This is a genomic window from Janthinobacterium sp. P210006, from assembly GCF_036231885.1.
Lineage (GTDB): Bacteria > Pseudomonadota > Gammaproteobacteria > Burkholderiales > Burkholderiaceae_D > Janthinobacterium > Janthinobacterium violaceinigrum.
The window spans coordinates 1,363,830-1,389,549 of sequence record NZ_JAZARD010000001.1 but is presented as its reverse complement, the minus strand read 5'-3'; the positions used below and the strand labels follow the sequence as shown (position 1 = coordinate 1,389,549).

Here is a 25,720-nt window from a genome sequence, read left to right as displayed (position 1 = left end):
CGACATGATCCAAATCAAGTCAGCGATAGATTCCGTGAGAATTACCAGCTATTAATAATCCTATAATCAATCCGCGCTTACGGCACGCACCGCTGCCGGATGAAAAGGATTATGCATGAAAAAATTATTGGCGGTATTGGCCGGCTCGGCCGCGGCACTCCTGACCGGCTGCGGTGGCGGTGGCGGCGGTTCGACGCAGCAGATTGCCGGCGATTCCGGCAGCACCTCGGCGCTGGCCGCATATATCGGCACCTGGCAATCGGCCTGCGACAATCACGACCGCCAATTGCTCGTCATCGCGTTCAAGAACGACGGCAGCGGTACACTGGAAATGACGCCGACGGGCGAAACCTACTTCAAGGCCGATTGCTCCGGCCCCGTGGTGGCGACGGACGGCATGAGCACCAGGATCACCGGCAAGCCGGACGGCACCGCCGACATGCTGATCAAGCTGTCGGACAATGCCGCGGCAACGAGCTTGCGCGTCGACAAGATCACCTCGTCGACCCCCGCCTATACATTCCAGAGGACCGGTCCCACCGTGAAATATGTGCTGAGAAGTAACGTGCAACAGTGGTGCGTCGAGGTGGACAATGGCGAATCGTGCATGTGGGACGAAGGCATGCAGGCGGCACAAAGCATCCCCGGCGGCCTGTCCTTGCGCGGCAATGAACTGTACACGGTGATGCTGGACAAGGGTGCGTATGTCCTGGACATGCACTACGTGAAAAAATAAGCAATGATCTGCGGCGGCGGCGCCATTGGCCCGCCGTGGCATGGACGCGTGGCCGTTGAGCAGTGCAGGTGTAGAATCGAACCTACATTGCAAAAACAAAAAGCTGTTCTGTTGAAAAACAGGAGCTTGCCATGCCGTCCAACGCCTTCTCGCTGCCGTCCAATCCTGCATTGACTGCCCTGCTGCAGCCGCAGGACGGCGCGTTCCTCCCCATCGATGGCTTGCGGCGCCTGTGCGGCGCGGGGCTGGACCAATTGCCCCTGCCCGGCCACGGCGCCACCCTGCAGCGCTGGCAAATGCTGGCCGCCATCGCCGCCATCGACCTCTCCCTGCTCAAGCTGTACGAAAGCCATACCGATGCGCTGGCCATCCTGGCGGAAATCGGCGGCCCCGTCGTGCCGGCCGGCAGCAGCTGGGGCGTGTGGTGCGCGGAAATGCCGGACGCGCGCGTCAAGCTGCAACAGACGGCCGACGGCCGCCATGTGCTCGACGGGCGCAAGGCCTCGTGTGCCGGGGCGCATGGCCTCAGCCATGCCTTGATCAGTTGCTGGAATGCAAAGGGCCAGGCGTGCCTGGCCTGCGTGGCACTGGCGCAGCCCGGCGTGCACGTCACCAACGAAGGCTGGCAAGCCGTCGGCATGCAGGCCTGCGCCAGCGTCGACGTGACCTTTTCCCACGCGCGCGCCATTCCCGTGGGCGCGCCGGGCGCCTATCTGGCCCGTCCCGGCTACTGGCATGGCGCCGCCGGCATCGCGGCCGCGTGGTATGGCGCGGCCTGCGCCGTCGCCAGCCACCTGCATGCGCGCGCGCAGCACGCCGCTCCCGATCCCGTGCGCCTGGCGCAACTGGGCCAGATCGACTGTGCGCTGCGCGCCGCCGGCGCCCTGCTGCGCGAAGGCGCCGCCGAGATCGACGCCCAGCCGCAGCGCGATGCCATGGAAATGGCGCTGCGCCTGCGGCTGGCGGTGGAAGATGCCGCCACCCTGGTCCTGCACCTGGCGACGCGGGCGCTGGGTGCCGGCCCCCTGTGCCGCGATGCGCGCTTCGCGCGTCTGGCAGCCGACCTGCCCGTATTCCTGCGCCAGAGCCACGCGGAACGCGACCAGGCCGTGCTGGGCGGTATCGTCGCCGGCGCCGAAGAACACCCGTGGGCACTCTGACATAACCCCAAAAAAAATCGCCGGACCGGAAGTGATTCCGGTCCGGCGATCAGGGCTGGCCTGACTACGTGATTACTTCAGCGGCATGGCGATGCCGAACATCACCGACTGGGTACGCCCGCTATCCATATTCAGATTGCTGTTGTAGTCCACCGTGATGGTCATGCCGTTCGACAGCAGCAGCTTCACGCCCAGTCCCGCCGTCCAGTTGCCCGTCTCTTGCGGCAAGGTGCGGATCACGTACACGGGGCCGTCGGCCACCAGGTCGGCATATGCCAGGCGCGCATCATCGGCACCCTGGAACTGGTGGCGATACTCGAGGCGCGCACGGGGGAACCACGTGCCCAGGCCGCCCACGTACAAGCCCTCGGCCCGCACGCCCAGCGCGCCGATGCGCGAACGCACGGTTTGCTTGAAGTAGCTCAAGGCATTGATGCCCGTCGCCTTCTCCGTGTACGGATCGAGCTTGGCCGACATCAGTTCCACGCGCCCATATGGCGACCACATCCAGGTGTCATGGCGCATCTCGATACCGCCGACGACGGCGCCGAACACTTGTTTGCCGTCGCGCTCACCGGTGGCAAAACCGCTGCCGTCGGTCAGGTAGCGCGACGCGTCGTACTGCAAGGTGCCGTAACCAAGCACACCGTCGAGGAAGACGCCTTTGCTTGGGCGCAAGCTGCCATACACGGCCGCCACGGCACTGTCCGCCGTACTGCGGCTGCCGTTCTGGCCCACATCGCTGCGATCATGGCTGAAACCGGCACCCACGCCCAGGGTCGCCAGGTCGCTGATGCGGTAATCGCCACCCACGCTGATGCCGTTGGTGCGGAAGCGGAAGCCCGTATCGCGGCCATTCACATAGTGCTGGCCGAAGTCCACCGCGCCACCGAGCCACAACGCCAGCGCTTGTTTCTGCGTGTCCGGCCTTTGCGGCATGTCCGGCAAGCCATTCGTGGCCTCGCTGACATCCACCTGTTGCCGCTCGCTGCTGAAACCACTGTCAGGCTGGCGCAAGGCCGTCTTGCGCATGAACGGTTTCACGGCCGTGCCGAACACGCGGTCCGCTTCCTGTTCCTGCCAGCGCGCCAGCGCTGCCGTCGGATTGCCGCTGTCGCCAGGCGACGTCAGGCTCAGGCCAAAGCTGGAACGTCCCCAGCCATCGCCATGCAGGCTTTCCAGGCGCTGCGTGAAGTTCGACAGCTGTGCGCTGGCGAAACGCCGCGCCGCGTCGGCTTGCGCTGCCTGCAGACCGATCACTTCCGGATCTGTCGACGGGTCGCGGCGCGCCGTCACGGTCACGTTGACCACGCCCGGTTTCGAGGTGGCAAAGGCATTGCTCAGGGTGTAGCTGACCACGGCGGCGCCGGCAAACTTGCCCGAGGCCGTAAAGCTCAGCTGGTACGACGGCTTGCCGGCCGTGCCCACGTCGCGCACCACAGCCTTGCCTGCGTTTTCCGGCGCCACGCTCAGCACATTGGCCGCCGTGAACGGACCGCCCGTGGCGCCCGCCGTCAGGTCGACCGTGACCGTCAGGCCGGCCACCACGGTGGCGCTCTGGCTGACCACCTGCGGCATCGGATTGACGCTGATGGTCGCTTTCACCGGCACCGAGGTGCCGAACACGTTCGACACGGTGTAGCCGATGCTGATGTCGCCGCTGGTGCTGATGCCTGGCGTGTAGACGATGTCCATGCCGCTGACTACCGCCGTGCCGCTGGCCGGCTGCGTGGTGATGGCCACCGCCGTGAACGGGCCGCCCGTGGCGCCTTCCGTCACGTGCAGGGTCACCGGCGTGCCAGCCAGTACCGTGGCCGTCTTGGCGACGGGCACGGGCACCGGCTGCGGCGCCACAGTCACGCTGATGGTGGCAGGCGCGGAGGTGCCGCCTGGTCCCGTCGCCGTGTAGCTGAAGCTGTCCGGACCGAAGTAATCGGCATTCGGCACATACGTCACTTTAAAACTCGCGCCGACGGCGCGTGCCATCCGTGCCGAAGCACCCGTCGACACCACCGTGACGCGCCCATGCTGCGGCGGCGTGACGATGGTGACGTCGGTGATCGGACTGCCATCGGTGGACGCGATGGTCAGGCTCACTTCCTGGTTGGCCGAGGTGGTGGTGGTTTCATTGTTTACCGGTGGCGGCGCCTGGTTCACCTGCAAGGTCAGCGCCTGCTGCACCGTGAACTGGTGCGTATCCTTCGCTTGCAGGGTGAAGGCAAAGCTGCCCGCCACCGTCGGCGTGCCGCTGACGATGCCGGTTGCCCCATCGAGTACCAGGCCGGTCGGCAAGGTGCCGCTGCTGAGGGAATACGCATAGGGCGCAATACCGCCGGCAGCCGTGAATGGCTGGCTGTAGGCATCGCCGGCGCGGATCGCCGCCAGGCTGGCCGGCGTCAGGGTCAGGGCGGGGGCCGCTACCGCCAGCGTGTAGCTGTTGCTGGCGCTGAACGGCGCACCCACGCCCGTGCTGCTGTCGGTGACCTTGATGCTGAACGGGAAACTGCCCGCCACATTCGTCGTGCCGGACAGCACGCCCGACGCCGTATTCAGGCTCAGGCCGGCAGGCAGGGTGCCGCTGCTGACACTAAATGTGTACGGTGCCGTGCCTCCCGCCGCAGTCAGTGTTGTGCTGTACGACGCTTCCGCCGTTGGATTGGGCAGGCTGGCCGGCGTCAGGCTGACAGTAGCTGACGCCACTGTCAGGGTATAGCTTTGCGTGCCCGTAAACAGGTGCGCATCGGCCGCTTGCACGTTCATGGTGAAACTGCCACCTGCGGTCGGCGTGCCGCTGAGCAAACCACTGCTGCTCAGGGTCAGGCCGGCTGGCAGGCTGCCGCTCGACACTGTGTAGGCGTAAGGGCCGACACCACCGCTGGCCGACAACTGCTGGCTGTATGCAGTGGCGACGCTTGCCGCCGGCAAGGTGTTTGGCGTCACAGAAATCGTCGGCGAAGCAACATTCACGGTATAGCTGTTGCTAGCGCTGAACGGCGCGCCCGTCCCCGTGCTGCTGTCGCTGGCGCGCAGACTGAAGGTGAAGCTGCCGGACACGTTCGTCGTGCCGGACAACACGCCGGTCGCCGCATTCAGGCTCAGGCCGACTGGCAAGCTGCCGCTGCTGACACTATAAATATACGGTGCCGTGCCGCCCGCTGCCGTCAGCGTTGCAGTGTAGGCCGCTTCCGCCGTCGGATTGGGCAAGGTGGCAGGCGTCAGGCTGAGCGCCGCCGAGGAGATGACCAGGGAATAGCTTTGCGTGCCGGTAAACAGGTGCGCATCGGCTGCTTGCACTGTGAACGTGAAGTTGCCCGCCGCCGTTGGCGTACCACTGAGCAAACCGTTGCTATTCAGGGTAATTCCGGCTGGCAAGCTGCCGCTCGATACCGTATAGGCATAGGGACCGACGCCGCCGCTGGCCGTCAATTGCTGGCTGTACACGGTGGCCGCTGCCGCTGCCGGCAGCGTACCTGGTGCCACCGCGATCACCGGCGCGGCGATGGTCACGCTATAGCTGTTGGTCGCACTGAACGGTGCGCTCGCTCCCGTGCTGCTGTCCGTGGCCTTGAGGCTGAACGTAAAGCTACCTGCCACGTTGGTCGTGCCGGACAGTACACCGGTAGCCGCATTCAGGCTCAAGCCGGCAGGCAGGCTGCCGCTGCTGACGCTATAGGTATACGGCGCCGTGCCGCCTGCTGCCGTCAGCGTTGCAGAGTAGGCTGCTTCCGCCGTTGGATTGGCCAGCGTGGCCGGCGTCAGGCTGACGCTGGGCACGCCAACGGTGATCGTCACGGTGGCAAGCGCTGACGTGCCGCTGCCATTCGTGGCCGTATAGGTAAAGCTGTCAAGACCCGCATAGCCGGCCGTCGGCGTATAGCTGATGCTGGTGCCGCTGGCCGTCGCCGTGCCGTGCGCGGCGACGGAGGCCACCGCCACCGACGTCGCCGCACCACCGCTCAGGTTCAGGGGGATCGCAGTCGGGCCGCTGCCGAAGGCCAACGTGGCGCTGACGGCACTGGCGATGGGGGGAGCGATCGCCACCGTGACGGCATAGGCGTGCGAACCCGTGTAAGGAGCACCCGTGCCCGTGCTGCTGTCCGTGGCCGTGACGGTAAAGTTGAATGCTCCCGCCGCCGTCGGCGTGCCCGACAGGGTGCCGTCCGCCGCCAGGCTCAGGCCCGTCGGCACGCTGCCGCCCGTGATGGTATAGCTATATGTGGCCGTGCCGCCGCTGGCGGCAAGGCTCTGGCTGTAGGCGACGCCAGCCGTCATCGCCGGCATGACCGTCGGCGTAATGCTGATCGCTGGCGCAGACACCGTCATCGTGTAGGCCAGCGCTGTCACATACGGGCCAGTGCCCGTCGAACTGTCGGTGGCACGCACGGTGAAGTTGAAGTTGCCGCCCGCCGTCGGCGTACCCGACAGCAAGCCAGTCGAGGCATTCAAGGTCAGGCCGGCCGGCAAGGTGCCGGAGCTGATCGCGTACCCGTACGGCGCGAAGCCGTTCGCGGCGGTCACACTATGGCTGTAGGCCGCGCCCACGGTGGCTGCCGGCACGGTGGCTGGCGTAATCGTCACGGTGGGCGGGCTGACCGTGATCGTCACGGTGGCTGCAGTCGAAGTGCCGATGCCGTTGGTCGCGGTGTAGGTAAAGGTGTCCGGCCCGCCGTAACCGGCCGTCGGCGTATAGGTGATGCTGGTGCCGATGGCCGTCGCCGTGCCATGGCTGGCGGCGGACGCCACCGCCACCGACGTCGCCGCGCCGCCGCTCAGGTTCAGGGGGATCGCAGTCGGGCCGCTGCCGAAGGCCACCGTCGCGCTGACATTGCCAGCAACGGGCGCACCGGCCGCCACGGTGACGGAATAGGCGTGCGAACCCGTGTAAGGAGCACCCGTGCCCGTGCTGCTGTCCGTGGCCGTGACGGTAAAGTTGAATGCTCCCGCCGCCGTCGGCGTGCCCGACAGGGTGCCGTCCGCCGCCAGGCTCAGGCCCGTCGGCACGCTGCCGCCCGTGATGGTATAGCTATATGTGGCCGTGCCGCCGCTGGCGGCAAGGCTCTGGCTGTAGGCGACGCCAGCCGTCATCGCCGGCATGACCGTCGGCGTAATGCTGATCGCTGGCGCAGACACCGTCATCGTGTAGGCCAGCGCTGCCACATACGGGCCAGTGCCCGTCGAACTGTCGGTGGCACGCACGGTGAAATTGAAGTTGCCGCCCGCCGTCGGCGTACCCGACAGCAAGCCAGTCGAGGCATTCAAGGTCAGGCCGGCCGGCAAGGTGCCGGAGCTGATCGCGTACCCGTACGGCGCGAAGCCGTTCGCGGCGGTCACACTATGGCTGTAGGCCGCGCCCACGGTGGCTGCCGGCACGGTGGCTGGCGTAATCGTCACGGTGGGCGGGCTGACCGTGATCGTCACGGTGGCTGCAGTCGAAGTGCCGATGCCGTTGGTCGCGGTGTAGGTAAAGGTGTCCGGCCCGCCGTAACCGGCCGTCGGCGTATAGGTGATGCTGGTGCCGCTGGCCGTCGCCGTGCCATGGCTGGCGGCAGACGCCACCGCCACCAACGTCGCCGCGCCGCCGCTCAGGTTCAGGGGGATCGCAGTCGGGCCGCTGCCGAAGGCCACCGTGGCGCTGACATCGCCAGCAACGGGCGCACCGGCCGCCACGGTGACGGAATAGGCGCGCGAACCCGTGTAAGGAGCACCCGTGCCCGTGCTGCTGTCCGTGGCCGTGACGGTAAAGTTGAATGCTCCCGCCGCCGTCGGCGTGCCCGACAGGGTGCCGTCCGCCGCCAGGCTCAGGCCCGTCGGCACGCTGCCGCCCGTGATGGTATAGCTATATGTGGCCGTGCCGCCGCTGGCGGCAAGGCTCTGGCTGTAGGCGACGCCAGTCGTCATCGCCGGCATGACCGACGGCGTAATGCTGATCGCTGGTGCAGACACCGTCATCGTGTAGGCCAGCGCTGCCACATACGGGCCAGTGCCCGTCGAACTGTCGGTGGCACGCACGGTGAAGTTGAAGTTGCCGCCCGCCGTCGGAGTGCCCGACAGCAAGCCAGTCGAGGCATTCAAGGTCAGGCCGGCCGGCAAGGTGCCGGAGCTGATCACATATGTGTATGGTGTCTTGCCGTTCGCGGCGGTCACGCTCTGGTTGTAGGCCGCGCCCACGGTGGCTGCCGACACGATGGCTGGCGTAATCGTCACGGTGGGCGGGCTGACCGTGATCGTCACGGTGGCGGGCGCCGAGGTGCCGCTGCCGTTGGTGGCCGTATAAGTAAAGCTGTCCGGTCCGCCATAGCCTGCCGTCGGCGTGTAGGTGATGCTGGTGCCGCTGGCCGTCGCCGTGCCATGCGTGGCGGCGGAAGCCACTGCTACCGATGTCGCTGCCGCGCCGGTCAGGTTCAAGGTGATCGTAGTGGCGCCGCTGCCATAGGCCACTGTAGCGCTGGCGGCGTTGGCAATTGGCTTAGTGGACAGTATCGTGACGTTATAAACGATGGGGTTCAGACTATCGTCACCGACCGTAAAGGTATCAAAGGTGGCGTTGTCGCTCGCTCTATTAACATAGTGCACGATATTCGTACTGACCGGATCCTGTACGATATTGCCATGTGTCGGCGGAATTTGTATCGCCGTCAGACCAAACGTGCAACCATTGGGATTATAGTCATCCAGAACGGTCCCCCCTGCTGAAATGGTGACGTTGACCGGATTCGTGCATGCAGTGGCCGCACGCGCATGCTGCGAATACAAGGCCATCAGGATAAACAGCATGGCCACCGCCATGCGCATCAGCCAGGGCGGCAAGAGCGCGGCACGCATGGCGCCGCGCTTCCCTGCAGCCAAAATCTCCATGCCACTGACTGTGGCCGACTGGCAACCAGATTCGCTGAGATTTAGAAACATTATTTTCCTTCGATACATTTCTTGGGTGAGGAAGGTATGGCTCTGGCACAAGGCATTGTGGCCACCATTCATGTCGATTCCAGCTACTGTCAACGGCCCCGGAAAGGATGCCTCACGCTATTGACGCTTGCTTTACATCAACGTATGCTACTACGAGTAGCAAATAAAGCAACTAAAAAGTGTTGCCAAAAAAAGATATTTTAATGTAAAACAATTGCCGTTGCTAAATGTATTACCCTTATGTTCCATTTCACAACAGTTATGGGGAGAGAAATACCATGTCTGACGTCTTTGTAGGCCAAATCATGATGGCCGGTTTTGCTTTCGCACCAAGAGGATTTGCCGCCTGTAACGGGCAGCTACTGCCCGTTCAACAGAATGCGGCCCTGTTTGCCCTGCTGGGCACCCAGTTCGGCGGCAATGGACAATCAACCTTCGGCTTGCCCGATTTACGGGGACGCACGCCTTTCGGTTCAGGAGTCTCTGCCGACGGCAGCTGGCAACCATCCCCGCTCACCCAGGGCACCCCGGCCGGTTCAGAAGCTGTCACTTTGCTAGTGAGCCAGCTGCCTGCGCACAACCATGCGGCCAGCGCGCTGACGACTGCGGGAACGATCAAGAATCCGGCTGGTGCGCTGTATGCCGGCAGCGGGGCGGAGTCCATTTATGTCGCCGCGACGGGACCGCAGGTTGCGCTGGCGCAACAGACGCTGGCTACGACAGGCGGCAACGCCCCGCATAATAATTTGCAACCCTTCCGCGTCATCAACTTCAACATTGCCTTGAGTGGTGTCTACCCCTCGCGCAACTGACCTCGCCTGACAACACCGTCGCGCGCGGCAGTGCCTTGTGGCCGCGAAGCGCAGCCGGTTTCCCCCAGGTGCTACAAACCGTGTCCCGCCTTTTTACGGAGTAAGCCATGTCTGATTGTTACGTAGGTGAAATTCGCCAGTTTGCCTTTCCACGCATACCCACCGGGTGGTTTGCCTGTGACGGCAGCCTCAAACCCATTTCTGAATATCAAGTGCTGTTCATGTTGATCGGCACCACCTATGGTGGCGACGGCGTCAACACCTTTGCCGTGCCGGACTTGCGCGGCCAGTTGCCCTTGCACCAGGGGCAGGGAGCAGGTTTGACGCCGCGCGTCATCGGCGGTACCGGTGGCAACGAGCAGGTCACCTTGACAATAGATCAGATTCCCCAGCACACGCACATCTTTTTTGCCACCAACGCCACCGCCAATGCCGCAACGCCGGGGCCGACGCTGGCGCTGGGCGCCGCCACCAACAGTGACAATATGTACGCGACCAGTGCCACAGGGAGCACGCCGACGGTGCTGTCGGGCGTCGCCTGCGGCCTCGCTGGCGCCAACCTCCCCCATGAAAACCGCATGCCGACGCTGGCCGTGTCATTTTGCATCGCATGGCAGGGCGTCTTCCCTTCGCAGCAGTAACGACGACAGTCCACCCGACTTCACAGGAGAAAAATCGTGGCATCACCATTTCTTGGCGAGATTCAGATCTTCGGTTTCAACTATCCACCAGCAGGCTGGGCGCTGTGCAACGGCGCCACCCTGTCAGTGAACCAGAACAGCGCCCTGTATGCGCTGATCGGCACCACCTATGGCGGCAATGGCAGCACCACCTTCCAGCTCCCCAACCTGGTCGGCCGCGCCGCGTTCAGCCAGGGTACGGGACCCGGCCTGTCGCAATATGACATCGGCGAGTTCGTTGGCTCCGCAGGCGTGACGCTGACGGCGCAGGAAATGCCAGCGCACCGGCATGTCATGACGGTCAACCGCCAGCCGACGGCTACTCTGCAAAGTAATATCCCTGTCACAGACGCACTGCTGCTGGCACCGGGCAAGACGACGGCCATGACGCTCAGCATCACCCCCGACACCAGGCTGGCACCCAACGTCGTCGGCTTGACCGGTGGCAACCAGGCACACGAAAACCGCCAGCCCTTGCTGGCGCTGAACTACTGCATCGCATTGCAGGGAGAGTTCCCACGGTTTGATTGAGGCAAGCAGGATGGGGAAACAAGGCAAGCGCACAGCCTGCCTTGTTTCCAGCCGCATCAGGACACGCGGGGCAAGAGCTTAGTTGAACACGGCCTGGTACAGGAAGCCGTGATTGTCGCGTGCCACCGGCACGAGAAAAATCCCCACTTCGCCGAAAGCGTCATGCTGCAGCTGGAAAATTTTCTGGTTGAAGACGATGGCGGAAGAATTGCGGAAAAGCAGGCTGAACGGCGGGCGCAACATTCCCTGCAAGGTCGACGCTGGCAACGGACGCGCCTCCACCAGGATGAACGGCGCGTTGCCGTCGCTGACCGAAATAAACGTTTCATTCAGGCGCGGCGCAAAATGCTCGAGGGTCAGTATATCCATGGTGCGTTTCCGTTCAGATATTGGCAGGACAGTGACTTATTCTAAATGAATCATTGTTTCATTGAAACTCTTTTAATGCGGAATTTGCCGACGGGTGCGGCGCGCAGGCAGCACCCGCCGGCATTGCCTGTTACCGCATCGCCTCTTCCAGCCCCGGCGCAAACCCGGCACCGTGCTTGACCTGCGCGGTGGAAGCCTTCAGGGTGGCGCCGATCGGCTCGGCGCGGCCCGCCAGGCACTGGCCCAGGAAGTTTTCAGTCACCGCATTGAAGGCGATATTGTTCACGGGCCGGGCAAAGCCATGGCCTTCGTCGGGGAACAGCACGTAGGTGACGGGGATATTCTTCGCTGCCATGGCCGCCACGATCTGGTCCGATTCAGCCACGTTGACGCGCGGGTCGTTCGCGCCCTGGCCGATCAGCAGCGGGCGCTGGATGTTCTGCGCAAAATTCAGCGGCGAACGCTCCTTCAGCAGCGCCTTGCCCTCTTCCGTGGTCGGGTCGCCCATGCGCTTGTAGAACTGCTGCTTGCCCGCTTCCCAGTACGGCGGAATGGTTTGCAGCAAGGTGAACAGGTTCGACGGACCGACGATGTCGACGCCGCAGGCAAACGTGGTGGGCGTGAACGCCATGCCGGCCAGGGTGGCGTAGCCGCCGTAGGAGCCGCCCATGATGGCCACCTTGTCGGCCGTGGTCACGCCGCTCTTCACCGCCCATTGCACGGCGTCGAGCAGGTCGTCGTGCATCTTGCGCCCCCACTGCAGGTCGCCGGCCGAAATGAACTGCTTGCCGAAGCCCGTCGAGCCCCGGTAATTCACGGACAGCACCGCATAGCCGCGGTTGGCCAGCCATTGATGGTAGCTGTTATAGCCATAGGTATCGCGCGCCCACGGGCCGCCATGCACCAGCAGGACCATCGGCACCGCCTGCGACGGCACGCCGCCGGCGCCCGCCTTCGAGGCCTGCGGCAAGGTGAGATAGGAGACCAGGGTCAGGCCGTCGCGCGCCTTGATCTGCTGCGGATACATGGGCAGCAATGGCGCGCCTTCCAGCTCCGGCCGCGTCACGTACAGCTGCGTGAGCTTCCTGCTCTTGCGGTCGTACAGCCAGCTCGATGCGGGCGCCGTGACGGCATCGACGCCCACCAGCCATTTGTCATCGGCCTCCGTGCGCGACGTCACGTTGAACTGGCCCTTGGCATGCTTCTTCAGGAAGGCCAGGTCGGCCTTCAGGTCGTTCGTCAGCGGCAGGTATTCGTGCTGCAGATAGTCGACGGAATACGCCTGCACCTTGCCCGTGCGCGTGTCGTACAGGGCGTCGGAAATGTCGGCGCGCGGGTCTTGCGCCACCAGCATGGTCTTGCCGCTGGCCACGTCCTGCGCCAGCAGCGCCGAGGTATTGCGGCCGCGCGAATCGGTCCAGTACAAGGTCTTGCCATCGGCCGTGAAGGCCAGCGGCGCCGTGGTCTGCGCATCTTCCAGGCCCACTTCCGCCAGCGGCGTGCTCTCGACCTTGCCGTCGGCCACGCGGAAATACGTCATGCCGCCATCGGCACGCGCCTTGCTGGCGATGCGCACGTTGAGCAGCTCGTCGGCCACATAGCCGCCATAGCCATCGTTCTGCTGCACCAGGGTCAGCTTGCCGCTGGCCAGGTCCAGGCTGTACACATCGTGCCAGCGCGCATCGCGGTTGTTGATGCCCACCAGAATGCGGTCCTTCACCTTGCTGCTGATCTGGACGATCCGCACGCGGGTCTTCTCGAACGGCGTGTAACTGACCTGCTTGCCGCTCACGACATTGACGCCATACAGCAGGAAGTTTTCATCGCCGCCCTTATCCTGGATAAACAGCAGGGTTTTCGAATCGGGCGACCAGAAGCTGCTGCGGATGGGACGTAGCTTTTCTTCCGTCAGCGGACGCGCCTGCGCCGGATTGCCGGCCGGCGCCACCCACACATTGAGCACGCCGTCGCGCGGCGCGATCCACGACAGCCACTTGCCATCCGGGCTGATGCGCCCGCCGGACTTGCTGGGATTGCCAAAGATCTTCGCCCGCTCGATCAGCGGCGCGTCATTGACAGGAGCTTGCGCATGCGCCGGCAGTACGCTGGCGAACAACAGGACAGGCAGGACATAGCGAATCATGGACACCTCATGGTTGATGGATGAAGGAAAAACATCACACGTGCATGTGCCAGCAAATCATAGACCAAAGCCGTATTGCCAGGTTGACTACGCGACAGGGAACGGAAATCGGGGGACAGGAGGGGGAAACGGAGGATGAAATGCACTGCGCATGATGCATGCCGTCATGGCGACGCCGTGCCGCACAGGGAGCCCAAAGAAAAAGGCCACTCCGAAGAGTGGCCTAAGTCCTTGAATCTAATGGTCGGGGCGAGAAGATTCGAACTTCCGACCCCATGCACCCCATGCATGTACGCTACCAGGCTGCGCTACGCCCCGACGAGGTGGGAATTATAGCAGACGCTTTTAGGTTTTTGCCATGCTTTGCGCATGATTCATATCGAACTGCGCAAACTTTTTTGCATGCCCGTGGCAAGCGCCCTATTCGTTCAGCAACAAGGCCGTCAGGATGATGCGAAAACCGGCGATCAGGGGCTCGACCTTGACGTCCGGGTTATGAATGAAACGCACCGGCAATCCCTGGTACATGGCGACCAGGGCATTCAGGCGCCCTTGCAGCATTTCCTCGTCGGCCGGCAAGCCCCGCTTGATGCGCGCGTCGCGGATGATGGAGAGAAATAACTGACGCGAACGCTGGTCCGAGCATTGCAGCATTTCGGCGATTGCCGGATTGCGCGACGCTTCGGCAAAAATTTCCAGCGGCATCATCCACGTTTTCGGGTCCAGCGCTTCGAGCACATGCTCGCCCGCATTGTCGATCACGGCCTGCAGCGGATCTTCGCGCTGCGCCAGATCCTGCATCAGGTTCGACACCCGCTCCGTATTCTGCATGACGAAGGCGGCGATGATCGCATCCTTGCTGTCGAAATAATTATAGATGTGGCCCGCGCTCATGCCGGCCGCTTTCGAGATCTCGGCCATGCTGGCGCCGTGGAAGCCGCGGCGGCTGAAACAGCTCTCCGCCGCATCGAGCACCTGCTTGCGCCGCGTGTTGGCGCGCTCGGGATCCGGATGCTTCTTTTCAACTTGGTTCATGACTTTTCCAGTAGCGCGCCGGCCCTGCCCTTGCGGGCAAGGCCGGCGTCGGCGTCCCCGTGATTATTGGACGCCGCCAGCCGCCGCGACGGCTGTCTGCTCAGGCTGCCAACCGCCGCCCAGCACCTTGTACAGGGTCACCAGGTTGGTCGACTTGGCCAAACGCGCCGTGATCAGGCTTTGCTGCGCCGTGTACAGCGCGCGCTGGGCCACCAGGGCGTTCAGGTAGGACTCGGCGCCCTGCTTGTAGCGCGCGTCGTGGATAGTGTAGCTCTTCGTCGACGCCTCCACCAGCGAGACCTGCGATTGCAGGCGCTCGTCGATGGTGCCGCGCTGGGCCAGCGCATCGGACACTTCGCGGAAGGCGACCTGGATCGCCTTTTCGTATTGCGCCACGGAGATTTCACGCTGCACCTTGGCGATATCGAGGTTGGCGCGGTTCACGCCCCCATCGAAGATCGGCAAGCTGATCTGCGGAATGAAACTCCACGTGCCGCTGCCCGCCTTGAACAGGCCCGACAGGTTGTCGCTCAGCGAACCGGCCGTCGCCGTCAGCGAAATGCGCGGGAAGAAGGCCGCGCGTGCCGCGCCGATGTTGGCATTGGCCGCGCGCAGGGTGCGCTCGGCCGCCAGCACGTCGGGACGGCGTTGCAGCACGTCCGACGGCAAGCCGGACGGAATGTCCGCCAAAGCCGTCACCGTGCCGAACTCGCCTTGCGGCAGCAAGTCGGCCGGCACGGGGCCGCCCACCAGCAGGACCAGCGCGTTTTGATCCAGCGCAACCTGGCTCGTGTAGACGGCCACGTCGGAACGGGCCGACTCGACGCTGGTCTGCGCATCGTACTTGTCCAGGCCCGACGTGGCGCCGGCACTGAAGCGGCGCACGGCCAGGTCATACGACGACTGCTGGCTCTTCAGGGTGTCCTGCGCCACGCGCAGGCGCTGCTGGTCGGCCACCAGGTTCAGATAGGTGCTGGCCACTTCGGCCACCAGGCTGATCTGCTGCGCACGGCGTGCTTCTTCCGTGCCCAGGTATTGCTCGAGCGCGCTGTCGGACAGGCTGCGCACGCGGCCGAAGAAGTCCAGCTCGTAAGCCGACACGCCCAGGTTCGCCGTGTACTGGCGATTGATGGACGCTTCGCCGGTGGCGCTGGCGTTCTTCGGCACGCGCGTGGCCGTCTGGCCGCCCGACGCCGACAGGGTCGGGATCAGGGCGGCGCGTTCGATGCCGTAGGTGGCGCGCGCCTTCTCGATGTTGAGGATCGAGACGCGCAGGTCGCGGTTGTTGGCCAGCGCCAGTTCCAGTACCTGGCGCAGGCGCGCATCGGCAAAGAACTCGCGCCAGGCGATGTCCGCCACCGGCTTGGCGTCGGCGGCGGCCGTGTCGGCCTTGTAGGCAGGACCCGTCGGCCACGCCGTGGGCGCCGGCGCTGCCGGACGCTCGTACGTGGGGGCCAGGCTGCAACCGGCCAGCAAGGCCAGTGCCGCCATGGAAAGTAGCGATTTTTTCATATTAATGTACATCCTTGGAAAGCGTGACGGCTGGCGCGCCTGGCGTCGCCGGCGTGGTTGGCGCGTCCGGCTTCGAGAAGAAGCCGCGCACCAGCACGAAGAACACCGGCACGAAGAAGATACCGAGGAACGTGGCCGTCAACATGCCGCCCAGCACGCCGATACCGATGGCGTTCTGGCTGCCGGAACCGGCGCCGCTGGAGATAGCCAGTGGCAACACGCCCAGGCCGAAGGCAATCGAGGTCATCAGAATCGGACGCAGGCGCAGACGCACCGCATGCAAGGTCGCGTCCAGCAGCGACATGCCCGATTCCTGCATTTCCTTGGCGAACTCGACGATCAGAATCGCATTCTTCGCCGACAGGCCCACCACCGTGAGCAAGCCCACCTGGAAGTACACGTCGTTCGACAGGCCGAACATCCACGTGCCCAGCACGGCGCCGATGACGCCCAGCGGCACGACCAGCAGCACGGAGAATGGAATCGACCAGCTTTCATACAGCGCAGCCAGACACAGGAACACGATCAGCAAGGACAGCGCGTACAGCTGCGGCGTCTGCGAACCGGATTCGCGCTCTTCCAGCGACACGCCGGTCCAGCTGAAGCCGATGCCAGGCGGCAGCTGCGCCACCATCGCTTCCATCGCGTTCATGGCGGCGCCCGTGCTCTGACCCGGTGCCGGCGTACCCAGGATCTCTACCGACGGCAAGCCGTTGTAGCGTTCCAGGCGTGGCGAAGCGTAAATCCACTTGCCCGTGGCAAAGGCCGAGAACGGCACCATCTGGCCAGCGCTGTTGCGCACGAACCACTTGTTCAAGTCTTCCGGCTGCATGCGCGATTCGGCATTGCCTTGCATGAACACTTTCTTCACGCGGCCACGGTCGAGGAAGTCGTTTACATAGGAACTACCCCAGCCCACGCTCAGCACGCGGTTGATTTCCGCAATCTGCAAGCCCAGCGCCGTTGCCTTCTGCTGGTCGATGTCGATCTTGTACTGCGGCGTATCTTCCTGGCCGTTCGGGCGCACGCCCACCATGGTGGGATTTTGCGAGGCCATGCCCAGCAACTGGTTACGCGCCGCCATCAGGGCGTCATGGCCGACGCCGCCGATATCCTGCAACTGCATGTCGAAACCGGTGGCATTACCCAGTTCCAGCACGGCAGGCGGGGCGAACGTAAACACCATCGCGTCCTTGATCTGCAACAGCTTGCCCATGGCGCGGCCGGCTACGGCCGGCGCTTTTTGCGCCACGTCCTTGCGCAGTGCCCAGTCTTTCAGGCGCACGAAGGCGATACCCGTGTTCTGGCCGTTACCGCCGAAGCTGAAACCGGCGACGGCAAACACGGAAGCGACGTTGTCTTTCTCGCTGTTCATGAAGTGGTCTTCGACCTGCTCGATCACTTTCAGGGTGCGCTCTTGCGTGGCGCCCGTCGGCAATTGAATCTGCGTAAACAGGATGCCCTGGTCTTCTTCCGGCAGGAAGGACGTCGGCAAGCGCATGAAGATGAACACGAGGCCGGCCAGCAGCAGCACATACAGCAGCATCGAGCGGGCGCGGTGCGTGATCATGGCGCCGACCAGGCCCTGGTACTTGTTGCTGCTGCTGTCGAAGCTGCGGTTGAACCAGCCGAAGAAGCCCTTGTTCGTCGCGTGATGGCCTTTTTCGACCGGTTTCAGCAAGGTGGCGCACAGCGCTGGCGTAAATACCAGCGCGACGACGACGGACAGCACCATCGACGACACGATCGTGATCGAAAACTGGCGGTAAATCACGCCCGTCGAACCGCCGAAGAAGGCCATCGGCACGAACACGGCCGACAGCACCATGGCGATACCGACCAGCGCGCCCGTGATCTGCGTCATGGACTTGCGCGTCGCTTCCAGCGGCGACAAGCCCTCTTCGCTCATCACGCGCTCGACGTTCTCCACCACCACGATCGCATCATCGACCAGGAGGCCGATGGCCAGCACCATGGCGAACATGGTCAAGGTGTTGATCGAGTAGCCGAACGCATTCAGGATGCCGAAGGTACCGAGCAGCACGACGGGCACGGCCATGGTCGGGATCAGGGTGGCGCGGAAGTTCTGCAGGAACAGGTACATCACCAGGAACACCAGGATGACCGCTTCGACCAGGGTCTTGACCACTTCCTCGATCGACAGTTTCACGAACGGGGTGGTGTCGAACGCCACCTGGTAGCTCATGCCTTCAGGGAATTGCTTGCTCAGGTTGCCCAGCATGGCTTTCGCCGCGTTGGCCGTATCGAGCGCATTGGCGCCCGTCGCCAGCTTGATCGCCACGCCGGTGGCCGCATGGCCGTTGTAGCGGGCCACGGTATTGTAGTTCTCGCGGCCCAGTTCCATGCTGGCCACGTCCTTCAGGTACACCATGGCGCCGTTGGTCGTGGTTTTCAGCAAGATCGCGCCGAACTGCTCGGCCGTTTGCAAGCGGCTTTGCGCCGACACGGTGGCGTTCAGCTGCTGGCCCTTGACGGACGGCGTGCCGCCCAGTTCACCGGCCGACACTTCCGCATTCTGCGCCTGCACGGCCGTGATCACGTCCGCCGGGGTCAGGTTGAAGCTTTGCAGCTTGGCCGGGTCGAGCCAGATACGCATCGCGTACTGCGAACCAAACAGGGTCACGTCGCCCACGCCCGCTACGCGGCTGAGCGGATCGACGACGTTGGCGGCCACATAGTCGCTCAAGTCGGTCTGGTCCATCTTGCCGTTTTCGGAAATGAAGCCGAACACCATCAGGAAGTTCTTCGTGGCTTTCGACACGACGAGACCCTGTTGCGTGACAGCCGTCGGCAGCAGTGGCGTGGCCAGCTGCAGCTTGTTCTGCACTTGCACCTGAGCGATGTCAGGATTGGTGCCGCTGGTGAACGTCAGGGTGATGCTGATGCCGCCAGTCGCATCGCTCGACGAAGCCATGTAGCGCAAGCCGTCGATACCCTTCATCTTTTGTTCGATGACCTGGGTCACGGCGTCTTCCACGGTCTTGGCGGAGGCGCCAGGATAGGAGCCGCTGATTGAAATCGACGGCGGAGCAATGCTCGGGTACTGCGCGATCGGCAGGCTGAGGATCGAAATCACGCCGGCAAGCATGATGACGATCGCGACCACCCAGGCAAAAATCGGGCGGTCAATGAAAAAACGGGCCATTAATATTCTCCTGAATTAGTGGGCGCTGGCAGCCGATGCGGCGGCAGAAGCGGCAGCGGCGGGCGCAGGAGCAGCTTCGGCCTTGGCCGGCACGGCAACGGCCGGGGCGCCTGGCTTGATTTTTTGCAAGCCTTCCACGATCACGCGGTCGCCTGCAGCCAGACCGGACGTCACCAGCCAGTTGGTGCCGACCGTGCCGCTGGTGGTCAGTACGCGCTGCTCGACCTTGTTTTCCTTGTTCAGGATCATGGCGGTAGCCTGGCCCTTCTGGTTACGCGTCACGCCCACTTGCGGTACGGTAATGGCTTTTTCATCCACGCCCGTTTCCAGCTGCGCACGTACGTACATACCTGGCAGCAATTCGCCTTTCGGGTTCGGGAACAGCGCGCGCAGGATCACGTTGCCGGTGGTCGGATCGACCGTCACGCCAGCGAACTGCAGCTTGCCCGACTCGCTGTACTTGCTACCATCCGGCAAGATCAGATCGACCTTGGCCTGGCCTTCGCCCACTTTTTTCAGCGAGCCGTCGGCCATCTGGCGCTTCAGGCGCAGCAGGTCCGTGCTCGACTGGGTGACGTCGACATAGATGGGATCGAGCTGCTGCACGGTGGTCAGCGCATCGGCCTGGCCCGCCGTGACCAGCGCGCCGGCCGTCACGGTCGAGCGGCTGGTGCGGCCGCTGATCGGTGCCGTCACGGTGCTGTATTTCAGATTGATGTTCGCCGTTTCCAGCGCCGCGGTGGCGGACTCGACGTCTGCCTTCGCTTGCTCGAACGCGGCCACGGCATCGTCATATTCCTGACGGCTCACGCCTTCGATGGCAACCAGTTCCTTGTAGCGCGTGGCTTTCGGGCCGGCCGTCAGCAGGTTGGCCTTGGCTTTCGACAACGCAGCCTTGGCCGAATTGTAGGCAGCCTGGTAAGTGGCCGGATCGATCTGGTACAGGGCCGTGCCGGCTTTCACATCGCTGCCTTCGACGAACAGGCGCTTCTGGATCAAGCCGCCCACTTGCGGACGCACATCGGCGACCTGGTAGGCATTCGTGCGGCCGGGCAATTCGGCGCTCATCGGCAACGCGGCCGGATTAACAGTAAACACGACCACCTGTGGCGCTTGCTGCGCGTGAGGTGCTTCCTGTTTTTTACTGCAGCCGGCCATGATTACAGTGGCGCACAGAACGGCAATAGCGCCGCTCGTACGCGGCGACGTCAAGGAAAAGGTTGGTTGCATCTTGGACTTTCTGAAAAAGAAGCTGGCTAGTGTCGTTAGAAATGACTAAATTTATTAACGCAGATCAAAGAATGAACGATCATTCTAAAATCGTCAAGCATCGTTACAATTGAAACATAGTAACCATCAAGCGAATTAAATTATCAATGAAGCAATGATTTGAGGACAGCGACAGCGGCGGCACGCCAGCAAAGTGGAGCAGCAACGAGGCGGGCGATGCAAAAACGGCAAAGCGGAAAAGGTGGATTGAGTGATTACTTTAGCAGGGTCAAGATTTCTTTGCTGAACTAGCCGACACGGACGCAACACTGTCCGTCACGGCAAGGGAGGCGCAGTAATTATTTACCAATGGTATCGAAAAGACATCCCCCGCCAGACGCGCTAATATGGCGTTCACGGTGTGGCACAGCGGGAGCGCAGCGATGACGGCACAGGCGCAACACAGCACGCAGGACGATGGCGCGGGCGGCCCGGGTGCGCCGCCGCTGCTGTCGACGGGCGTTGCCGGCCTCGACACAATACTCATGGGCGGCTTGCTGGCCGACCGCCTGTACCTGGTCGAAGGCGAACCGGGCACGGGCAAGACCACCCTGGCGCTGCAATTCCTGGCCGAAGGGGCGCGCAGCGGGGTGCCCGCACTGTATATCGCCCTGGCCGAATCGGCAATCGAACTGCGCGGCGCCGCCCTGTCGCACGGCTGGGACCTGGCCGGCATCGCCATCGAGGAAGTGGCGCCCAGCGACGACATGCTCGACCCCGGGCGCCAGTACACAATCTTCCACCCGTCGGAAATCGAACTGGCCTCGACCAACCAGCGCATCCTGGCCGCCATCGAAAAACACCGCCCGGCCCGCCTCGTGCTCGACTCGCTGTCCGAACTGCAGCTGCTGGCGGAAAACCCGCTGCGCTACCGGCGCCAGGTAGTGGCTTTAAAGCAATACCTGGCCAGCCGGCACTGCACCACCGTCCTGATCGATGACCGTTCCGCGCTGGACGATGGCTTGCAAGTGCGTAGCGTGGCCCATTGCGTGATCTCGCTGGAACGGCAAAATCAGGCGTATGGCAACGACCGGCGCCGCGTGCGCGTGGTGAAATACCGGGGCGTGCCGTTCCGCAGCGGCACGCACGATTACAAGATTTCCCATGACGGCCTGGTCGTCTATCCCCGCCTGGTGGCCGCCGACACGCGCCGCGACGGCGACCACCGGCGCCTGTCGAGCGGCATCGCCGAACTCGACCTCATGATAGGCGGCGGCCTGGAAGAAGGCATGAGCACCCTCGTTTCCGGCCCCGCCGGCAGCGGCAAGTCCACCCTGGCGGCGCAATTCGTGCACGCGGCCACCGAGCGGGGCGAACCGTGCGCCATGTTCCTGTTCGAGGAAGCGCGCAGCAAGCTGCTGAACCGGGCCGGCAACGTGGGCATGCACCTGCAGGCAGCGCTCGACGCGGGCCTGCTGAGCGTGCAGCAGGTCGATCCGGCCGAGCTGACCCCGGGCGAATTCGCCCAGGCCATCGTCGACGCGGCGGAGCGGGGCGCCCGGGTGATCGTCATCGATAGCTTGAACGGCTACATGCATGCCGTGCCCGACGAGCGCTTCCAGAGCACCTACCTGCACGAACTGCTCAATTACCTGGGCCAGCGCGGCGTGGCCACCCTGCTCGTCGGCGTGCAGCAAAACATGCTGGGCACGGCGATGACGACCTCGGCCGACGCCAGCTACCTGGCCGACGGCGTCATCATGCTGCGCTACTACGAAACGGAGGGCGAGGTGCGGCAAGCCATTTCCGTCTTCAAGAAACGCGGCAGCGCGCACGAACGCAGCATCCGCCGCTTCGAGATCAGCCCGCAGGGCATCCGCATCGGCCCGGCCCTGGCCGGCTTTCATGGCATCCTGTCGGGCTTGCCGACCATCGGCGGCACGCCCTTCCCCTAGGAACCGCCATGGAGCAGCGCATCCTGATCTACGCGCCGGCCGGCCAGGACGCCAGCCTGACCGGCACGGTACTGGCAGGCAGCGCCATCGCCAGCCATGCCTGCAGCTCCCCCGGCGATCTGGCCGAGCAGCTGGCGCTGGGCGCCGGCGGCGTGCTGACGGTGGACGAGGCGCTGCATGCGGGCGTCTACGCCGTGCTCGATGCCTACGCCCGCCGGCAGCCGGACTGGTCCGACTTGCCCATCACCGTGCTCACGCACGCGGGACTCGATACCCTGCCCTTGCAGCAAGCCATTGCCACCCTGGGCAACCTGACCCTGCTGGAACGCCCCGTGCACATCCTGACCCTGATCACGTCGGCCCACGCCATGCTGCGCGCGCGCCAGCGCCAGTACCAGGTGCGCGAGACGCAGCGGCGCAAGGATGAATTTCTTGCCAGCCTCGGGCATGAACTGCGCAATCCGCTGGCGCCCATCAAGTCTTCCGTGGCCCTGCTCAGGCATCTGTACCCGGCCTCGGTGCAGGTGGGCAAGGTGAGCGACGTGATCGAGCGGCAGCTGACGCACCTGACGCGCCTGGTCGATGACTTGCTCGACGTGGCGCGCATTACCAGCGGCAAGGTGTCGTTGCAGCTCAAGGATTTCGATCTGCAGCAAGTGCTCGACCATGTGGCCGAGCTGTGCCAGCCCGCCGCCAGCAGCCGGCACATCAGCATTGCGCTCGCCGTGCCGCCGCAGGCCGTGACCTTGCACGCCGACTATGCGAGGGTGGTGCAGATCTTCGCCAATATCGTGTCGAATGCCGTGAAATTCACGCCGGACGGCGGCCACATCCAAATTTCGGCGCGCCTGGCGCAGGGCCGGCTGCAGGTGGCCGTCGAAGACGATGGCATCGGCATCGAGCCGAAAGCCATCCCCCGCCTCTTTTCCATGTTCGAGCAGGGGCCCACGGTAGCGGGCCAGATGGCCAGCGGCCTCGGTATCGGCCTCAGCCTGGCACGCCAATTTGCCGAAATGCATGGCGGCAGCATTGAGGCCCATAGCGACGGCCCCGGCCGCGGCAGCCGCTTTATCGTCACCTTGCCCGCCAGCGCCAGCGACGCGCCGGGCGCGACGGCCGCCGCCGGCAACGCGTCACCCGCCGGCGCGAGTCCGCCGTTGCAAGTGCTGGTGGTGGACGACAACCGCGACGCGGCCGATTCCCTGCAAAGCCTGTTCCAGCTGGAAGGTTATGCCGCCAGCGTCGCCTATGACGGCGCGCAGGCGCTGGCGGCCGTGGATATGGCGTGGCCGCAACTGGTCGTGATGGACCTGGGCATGCCGGACATGGATGGCTATGAAACGGCGCGCCGCATGCGCCGCAAGGCGCAGGGACGCGACGTGCTGATGATCGCCTTGACGGGCTGGGGCCAGGGCGAGGCCCGCTCGCGCACGGAGCAGGCGGGTTTCGACCATCACCTGACGAAGCCCGTGGAGTTCGCCGCCATCGTCGCCCTGCTCAGTACGCACCTGGCGCAGAGGGCGGCGGCGGGACGGCCACAGTAAGCGTTACTTCCACTTGCCGCGCAATTCCTGCACCTTTTGCTGCAGCAATTCCGGCGTGGCGGCCTCGGGCGGCACGGGCATGCCCACGGCCAGCGACAGACGGGAGCGCAAGCCCGCCTTGAAGGCGCGCTCGAACAAATGGCCATTGCGGTGGCTCAACAGATGCCCCCACAAGCCGCGCAGCGCCAGCGGAATCACGGGCACCTTGCTGCGCTCGACGATCTTGGCGATGCCGCCCTTGAATTCGCTGATCTGGCCCGTGCGTGTCAGCTTGCCTTCGGGGAAGATGCAGACCAGTTCGCCTTCATGCAAGGCTTGCGCGATATCGATGAAGGCCTTTTCCATCAGGAAAGGATCTTCCTTGGCCGGCGCGATGGGAATGGCCTTGGCCGTGCGGAAAATCCAGCCCATCAGCGGCATCTTGAAGATGCGGTGGTCCATGACGAAGCGGATGGGCCGGGGGCTGGCCGCCATGATGACGATGGCGTCCACATAGCTCACGTGATTGCACACCAGCACCGCCGCACCTTCCGCGGGGATGCGCTCGCCATCGACCACTTTGACCCGGTGCACGGTCTGGATCAGAATCCACGCGAGGAAGCGCATGAGGAATTCCGGCACCAGCGAGAAGATGTAGGCGGCCACCAGCGCATTCAGGATGGCCGTGACGAGGAACAGCTGGGGAATCGTAAACCCCTGGCCCAGCAGCACGATGGCCACGCCGGCCGCTGCCACCATGAACAGGGCGTTCAGGATATTCATGCCGGCAATCGTGCGCGAAATGTGTTTCGGGTCGCAGCGCGTCTGGATCAGGGCGAACAGGGGCACGATGAAGAAGCCGCCGAACACGCCGATCATGACGATGTCGAGCAGGATGCGCGGCACGCCCGCCTGGCTGACAAAGGCCAGCGCGTCGACCACTTGCGTATTCGCATAGGCATTGCTGGCGAAATACAGGTCGATGCCGAACAGCGACAGGCCGATGGAACCGAACGGCACCAGGCCGATTTCGATCTTGTGGCCGGACAAGCGTTCGCACAGCAAAGAACCCGTGCCGATGCCGACGGAAAACACGGTCAGCAGCAGCACGAACACGCTGTGGTCGCCATGTAGGAAATCCTTCGAATACACGGGGAACTGGGCCAGGATCAGGGCGCCGTAAAACCAGAACCAGGAGTTGCCCAGCATGGCCAGGAAGACGGGACGGTTCTTGCGCGAGAAATTCAGGTTGCGGAACGATTCGGCCACGAAGTTCAGGCTCACCTTCAAGTCCGGCTCGGGCGCGGGCGTGCGCGGCACGCGGTAGCTGGCGATCAGGCCGAACACGGCCACGGCGATGGTCGCGCCCGCCACCAGTTCCACGCCCAGCGGCTTGTGCACGATCAGGACGGCGCCGAGAATTTCACCCAATAGAATGCCGACAAACGTGCCCATCTCGATCAAGCCATTGCCGCCAACCAATTCTTCAGGCTTGAGCTGCTGCGGCAGGTACGCATACTTGACGGGACCGAACAGGGTCGAGTGCACGCCCATGCCCACCACGGCAGCCACCAGCAGCCACAGCGTATGCGTCATCCAGCCGGCGGCCGCCACGGCCATGATGGCCAGTTCCATCCATTTGACGAAACGGGCCAGGCCCGCCTTTTCAAACTTGTCGGCCAGCTGGCCCGCCGTAGCCGAAAACACGACGTAGGGCAGGATGAAAAGGCCGGGGATCAGGTTGGTGATGGTGGACGGGTCGAGCGTGGTCCAGCTCAGCGCATCGTAGGCGAGGATCACCATCAGGGCCGTCTTGAACAGATTGTCGTTGAAGGCGCCAAAGAACTGGGTCCAGAAGAAGGGCCCGAAACGGCGCTGCGACAATAAGGAAAACTGGCTGCTTTGACTCATGGCATGGGGACTGGCTATTAAGGAATTGCTAAAATACAGCACTATCTTGCGCACGACAATCTGAATGTCGTC

General features: G+C 63.9%; 16 protein-coding genes and 1 tRNA gene. 8 read left to right on the top strand and 9 right to left on the bottom strand.

All coding sequences use genetic code 11. From position 1 onward, the window contains the following. Positions 1 to 115: 115 nt before the first annotated feature. Both VPH41_RS06150 and VPH41_RS06145 read left to right on the top strand, forming a co-directional pair. Positions 116 to 736 carry a hypothetical protein gene (locus VPH41_RS06150; protein ID WP_328569304.1) on the top strand — a complete coding sequence of 207 codons (621 nt, stop codon included), beginning with the start codon at positions 116 to 118 and terminating at the stop codon, positions 734 to 736. A gap of 131 nt (positions 737 to 867) precedes the next feature. Beyond that, a complete protein-coding gene (locus tag VPH41_RS06145) occupies positions 868 to 1,896 on the top strand; it encodes an acyl-CoA dehydrogenase (RefSeq protein WP_328569303.1) in 1,029 nt (342 codons plus the stop codon). A 72-nt stretch (positions 1,897 to 1,968) separates the two neighbouring features. Here the strand turns inward: VPH41_RS06145 and VPH41_RS06140 are convergent, their stop codons facing one another. Beyond that, on the bottom strand, positions 1,969 to 8,469 hold the full coding sequence (locus tag VPH41_RS06140) for a putative Ig domain-containing protein (RefSeq protein ID WP_328569302.1): 6,501 nt from the start codon (positions 8,467 to 8,469) through the stop codon (positions 1,969 to 1,971). A 199-nt stretch (positions 8,470 to 8,668) separates the two neighbouring features. Between VPH41_RS06140 and VPH41_RS06135 the strand changes: the two genes are divergently transcribed. The 4 genes from VPH41_RS06135 to VPH41_RS06120 all read left to right on the top strand — a co-directional run bounded on the left by VPH41_RS06135 (position 8,669) and on the right by VPH41_RS06120 (position 10,825). Next, positions 8,669 to 8,926 carry a hypothetical protein gene (locus tag VPH41_RS06135; protein ID WP_328569301.1) on the top strand — a complete coding sequence of 86 codons (258 nt, stop codon included), beginning with the start codon at positions 8,669 to 8,671 and terminating at the stop codon, positions 8,924 to 8,926. Positions 8,927 to 9,080: 154 nt separating this feature from the next. After that, positions 9,081 to 9,614 (top strand): phage tail protein, encoded by a 534-nt coding sequence (locus VPH41_RS06130; RefSeq protein ID WP_328569300.1) that lies wholly within the window; start codon positions 9,081 to 9,083, stop codon positions 9,612 to 9,614. A gap of 107 nt (positions 9,615 to 9,721) precedes the next feature. Further along, positions 9,722 to 10,255 (top strand): phage tail protein, encoded by a 534-nt coding sequence (locus tag VPH41_RS06125; protein ID WP_328569299.1) that lies wholly within the window; start codon positions 9,722 to 9,724, stop codon positions 10,253 to 10,255. A 36-nt stretch (positions 10,256 to 10,291) separates the two neighbouring features. Continuing rightward, positions 10,292 to 10,825, top strand: coding sequence for a phage tail protein (locus VPH41_RS06120; RefSeq protein WP_328569298.1), 534 nt, complete (start codon positions 10,292 to 10,294; stop codon positions 10,823 to 10,825). 78 nt (positions 10,826 to 10,903) lie between these two features. Here VPH41_RS06120 and VPH41_RS06115 read toward each other — a convergent pair whose 3' ends face one another. From VPH41_RS06115 to VPH41_RS06085, 7 genes are all read right to left on the bottom strand, one after another. Further along, complete coding sequence (locus VPH41_RS06115; RefSeq protein WP_289904118.1) at positions 10,904 to 11,194, bottom strand: DUF6916 family protein; 291 nt, start codon at positions 11,192 to 11,194, stop codon at positions 10,904 to 10,906. 130 nt (positions 11,195 to 11,324) lie between these two features. Further along, the gene (locus tag VPH41_RS06110; RefSeq protein ID WP_328569297.1) at positions 11,325 to 13,337 is read right to left on the bottom strand and encodes a S9 family peptidase; all 2,013 of its coding nucleotides are present in this window, start codon (positions 13,335 to 13,337) and stop codon (positions 11,325 to 11,327) included. Between the two features lie 241 nt (positions 13,338 to 13,578). Then, positions 13,579 to 13,655: transfer RNA gene (locus tag VPH41_RS06105), tRNA-Pro, on the bottom strand. Between the two features lie 102 nt (positions 13,656 to 13,757). After that, on the bottom strand, positions 13,758 to 14,372 hold the full coding sequence (locus VPH41_RS06100; RefSeq protein ID WP_152281152.1) for a TetR/AcrR family transcriptional regulator: 615 nt from the start codon (positions 14,370 to 14,372) through the stop codon (positions 13,758 to 13,760). A 63-nt stretch (positions 14,373 to 14,435) separates the two neighbouring features. Next, on the bottom strand, positions 14,436 to 15,884 hold the full coding sequence (gene adeC / locus VPH41_RS06095) for an AdeC/AdeK/OprM family multidrug efflux complex outer membrane factor (protein ID WP_328569296.1): 1,449 nt from the start codon (positions 15,882 to 15,884) through the stop codon (positions 14,436 to 14,438). A 1-nt stretch (position 15,885) separates the two neighbouring features. Continuing rightward, entirely contained in the window at positions 15,886 to 19,050 is a 3,165-nt protein-coding gene (locus tag VPH41_RS06090; protein WP_328569295.1) for an efflux RND transporter permease subunit, read from the bottom strand. 15 nt (positions 19,051 to 19,065) lie between these two features. After that, positions 19,066 to 20,280 (bottom strand): efflux RND transporter periplasmic adaptor subunit, encoded by a 1,215-nt coding sequence (locus VPH41_RS06085; protein ID WP_442906220.1) that lies wholly within the window; start codon positions 20,278 to 20,280, stop codon positions 19,066 to 19,068. Positions 20,281 to 20,702: 422 nt separating this feature from the next. Between VPH41_RS06085 and VPH41_RS06080 the strand changes: the two genes are divergently transcribed. After that, positions 20,703 to 22,214 (top strand): ATPase domain-containing protein, encoded by a 1,512-nt coding sequence (locus VPH41_RS06080; RefSeq protein ID WP_328569293.1) that lies wholly within the window; start codon positions 20,703 to 20,705, stop codon positions 22,212 to 22,214. Between the two features lie 8 nt (positions 22,215 to 22,222). Continuing rightward, a complete protein-coding gene (locus VPH41_RS06075) occupies positions 22,223 to 23,758 on the top strand; it encodes a hybrid sensor histidine kinase/response regulator (RefSeq protein WP_328569292.1) in 1,536 nt (511 codons plus the stop codon). Between the two features lie 3 nt (positions 23,759 to 23,761). Here the strand turns inward: VPH41_RS06075 and VPH41_RS06070 are convergent, their stop codons facing one another. Then, complete coding sequence (locus tag VPH41_RS06070) at positions 23,762 to 25,648, bottom strand: MFS transporter (RefSeq protein WP_152281157.1); 1,887 nt, start codon at positions 25,646 to 25,648, stop codon at positions 23,762 to 23,764. Positions 25,649 to 25,720: the final 72 nt, after the last annotated feature.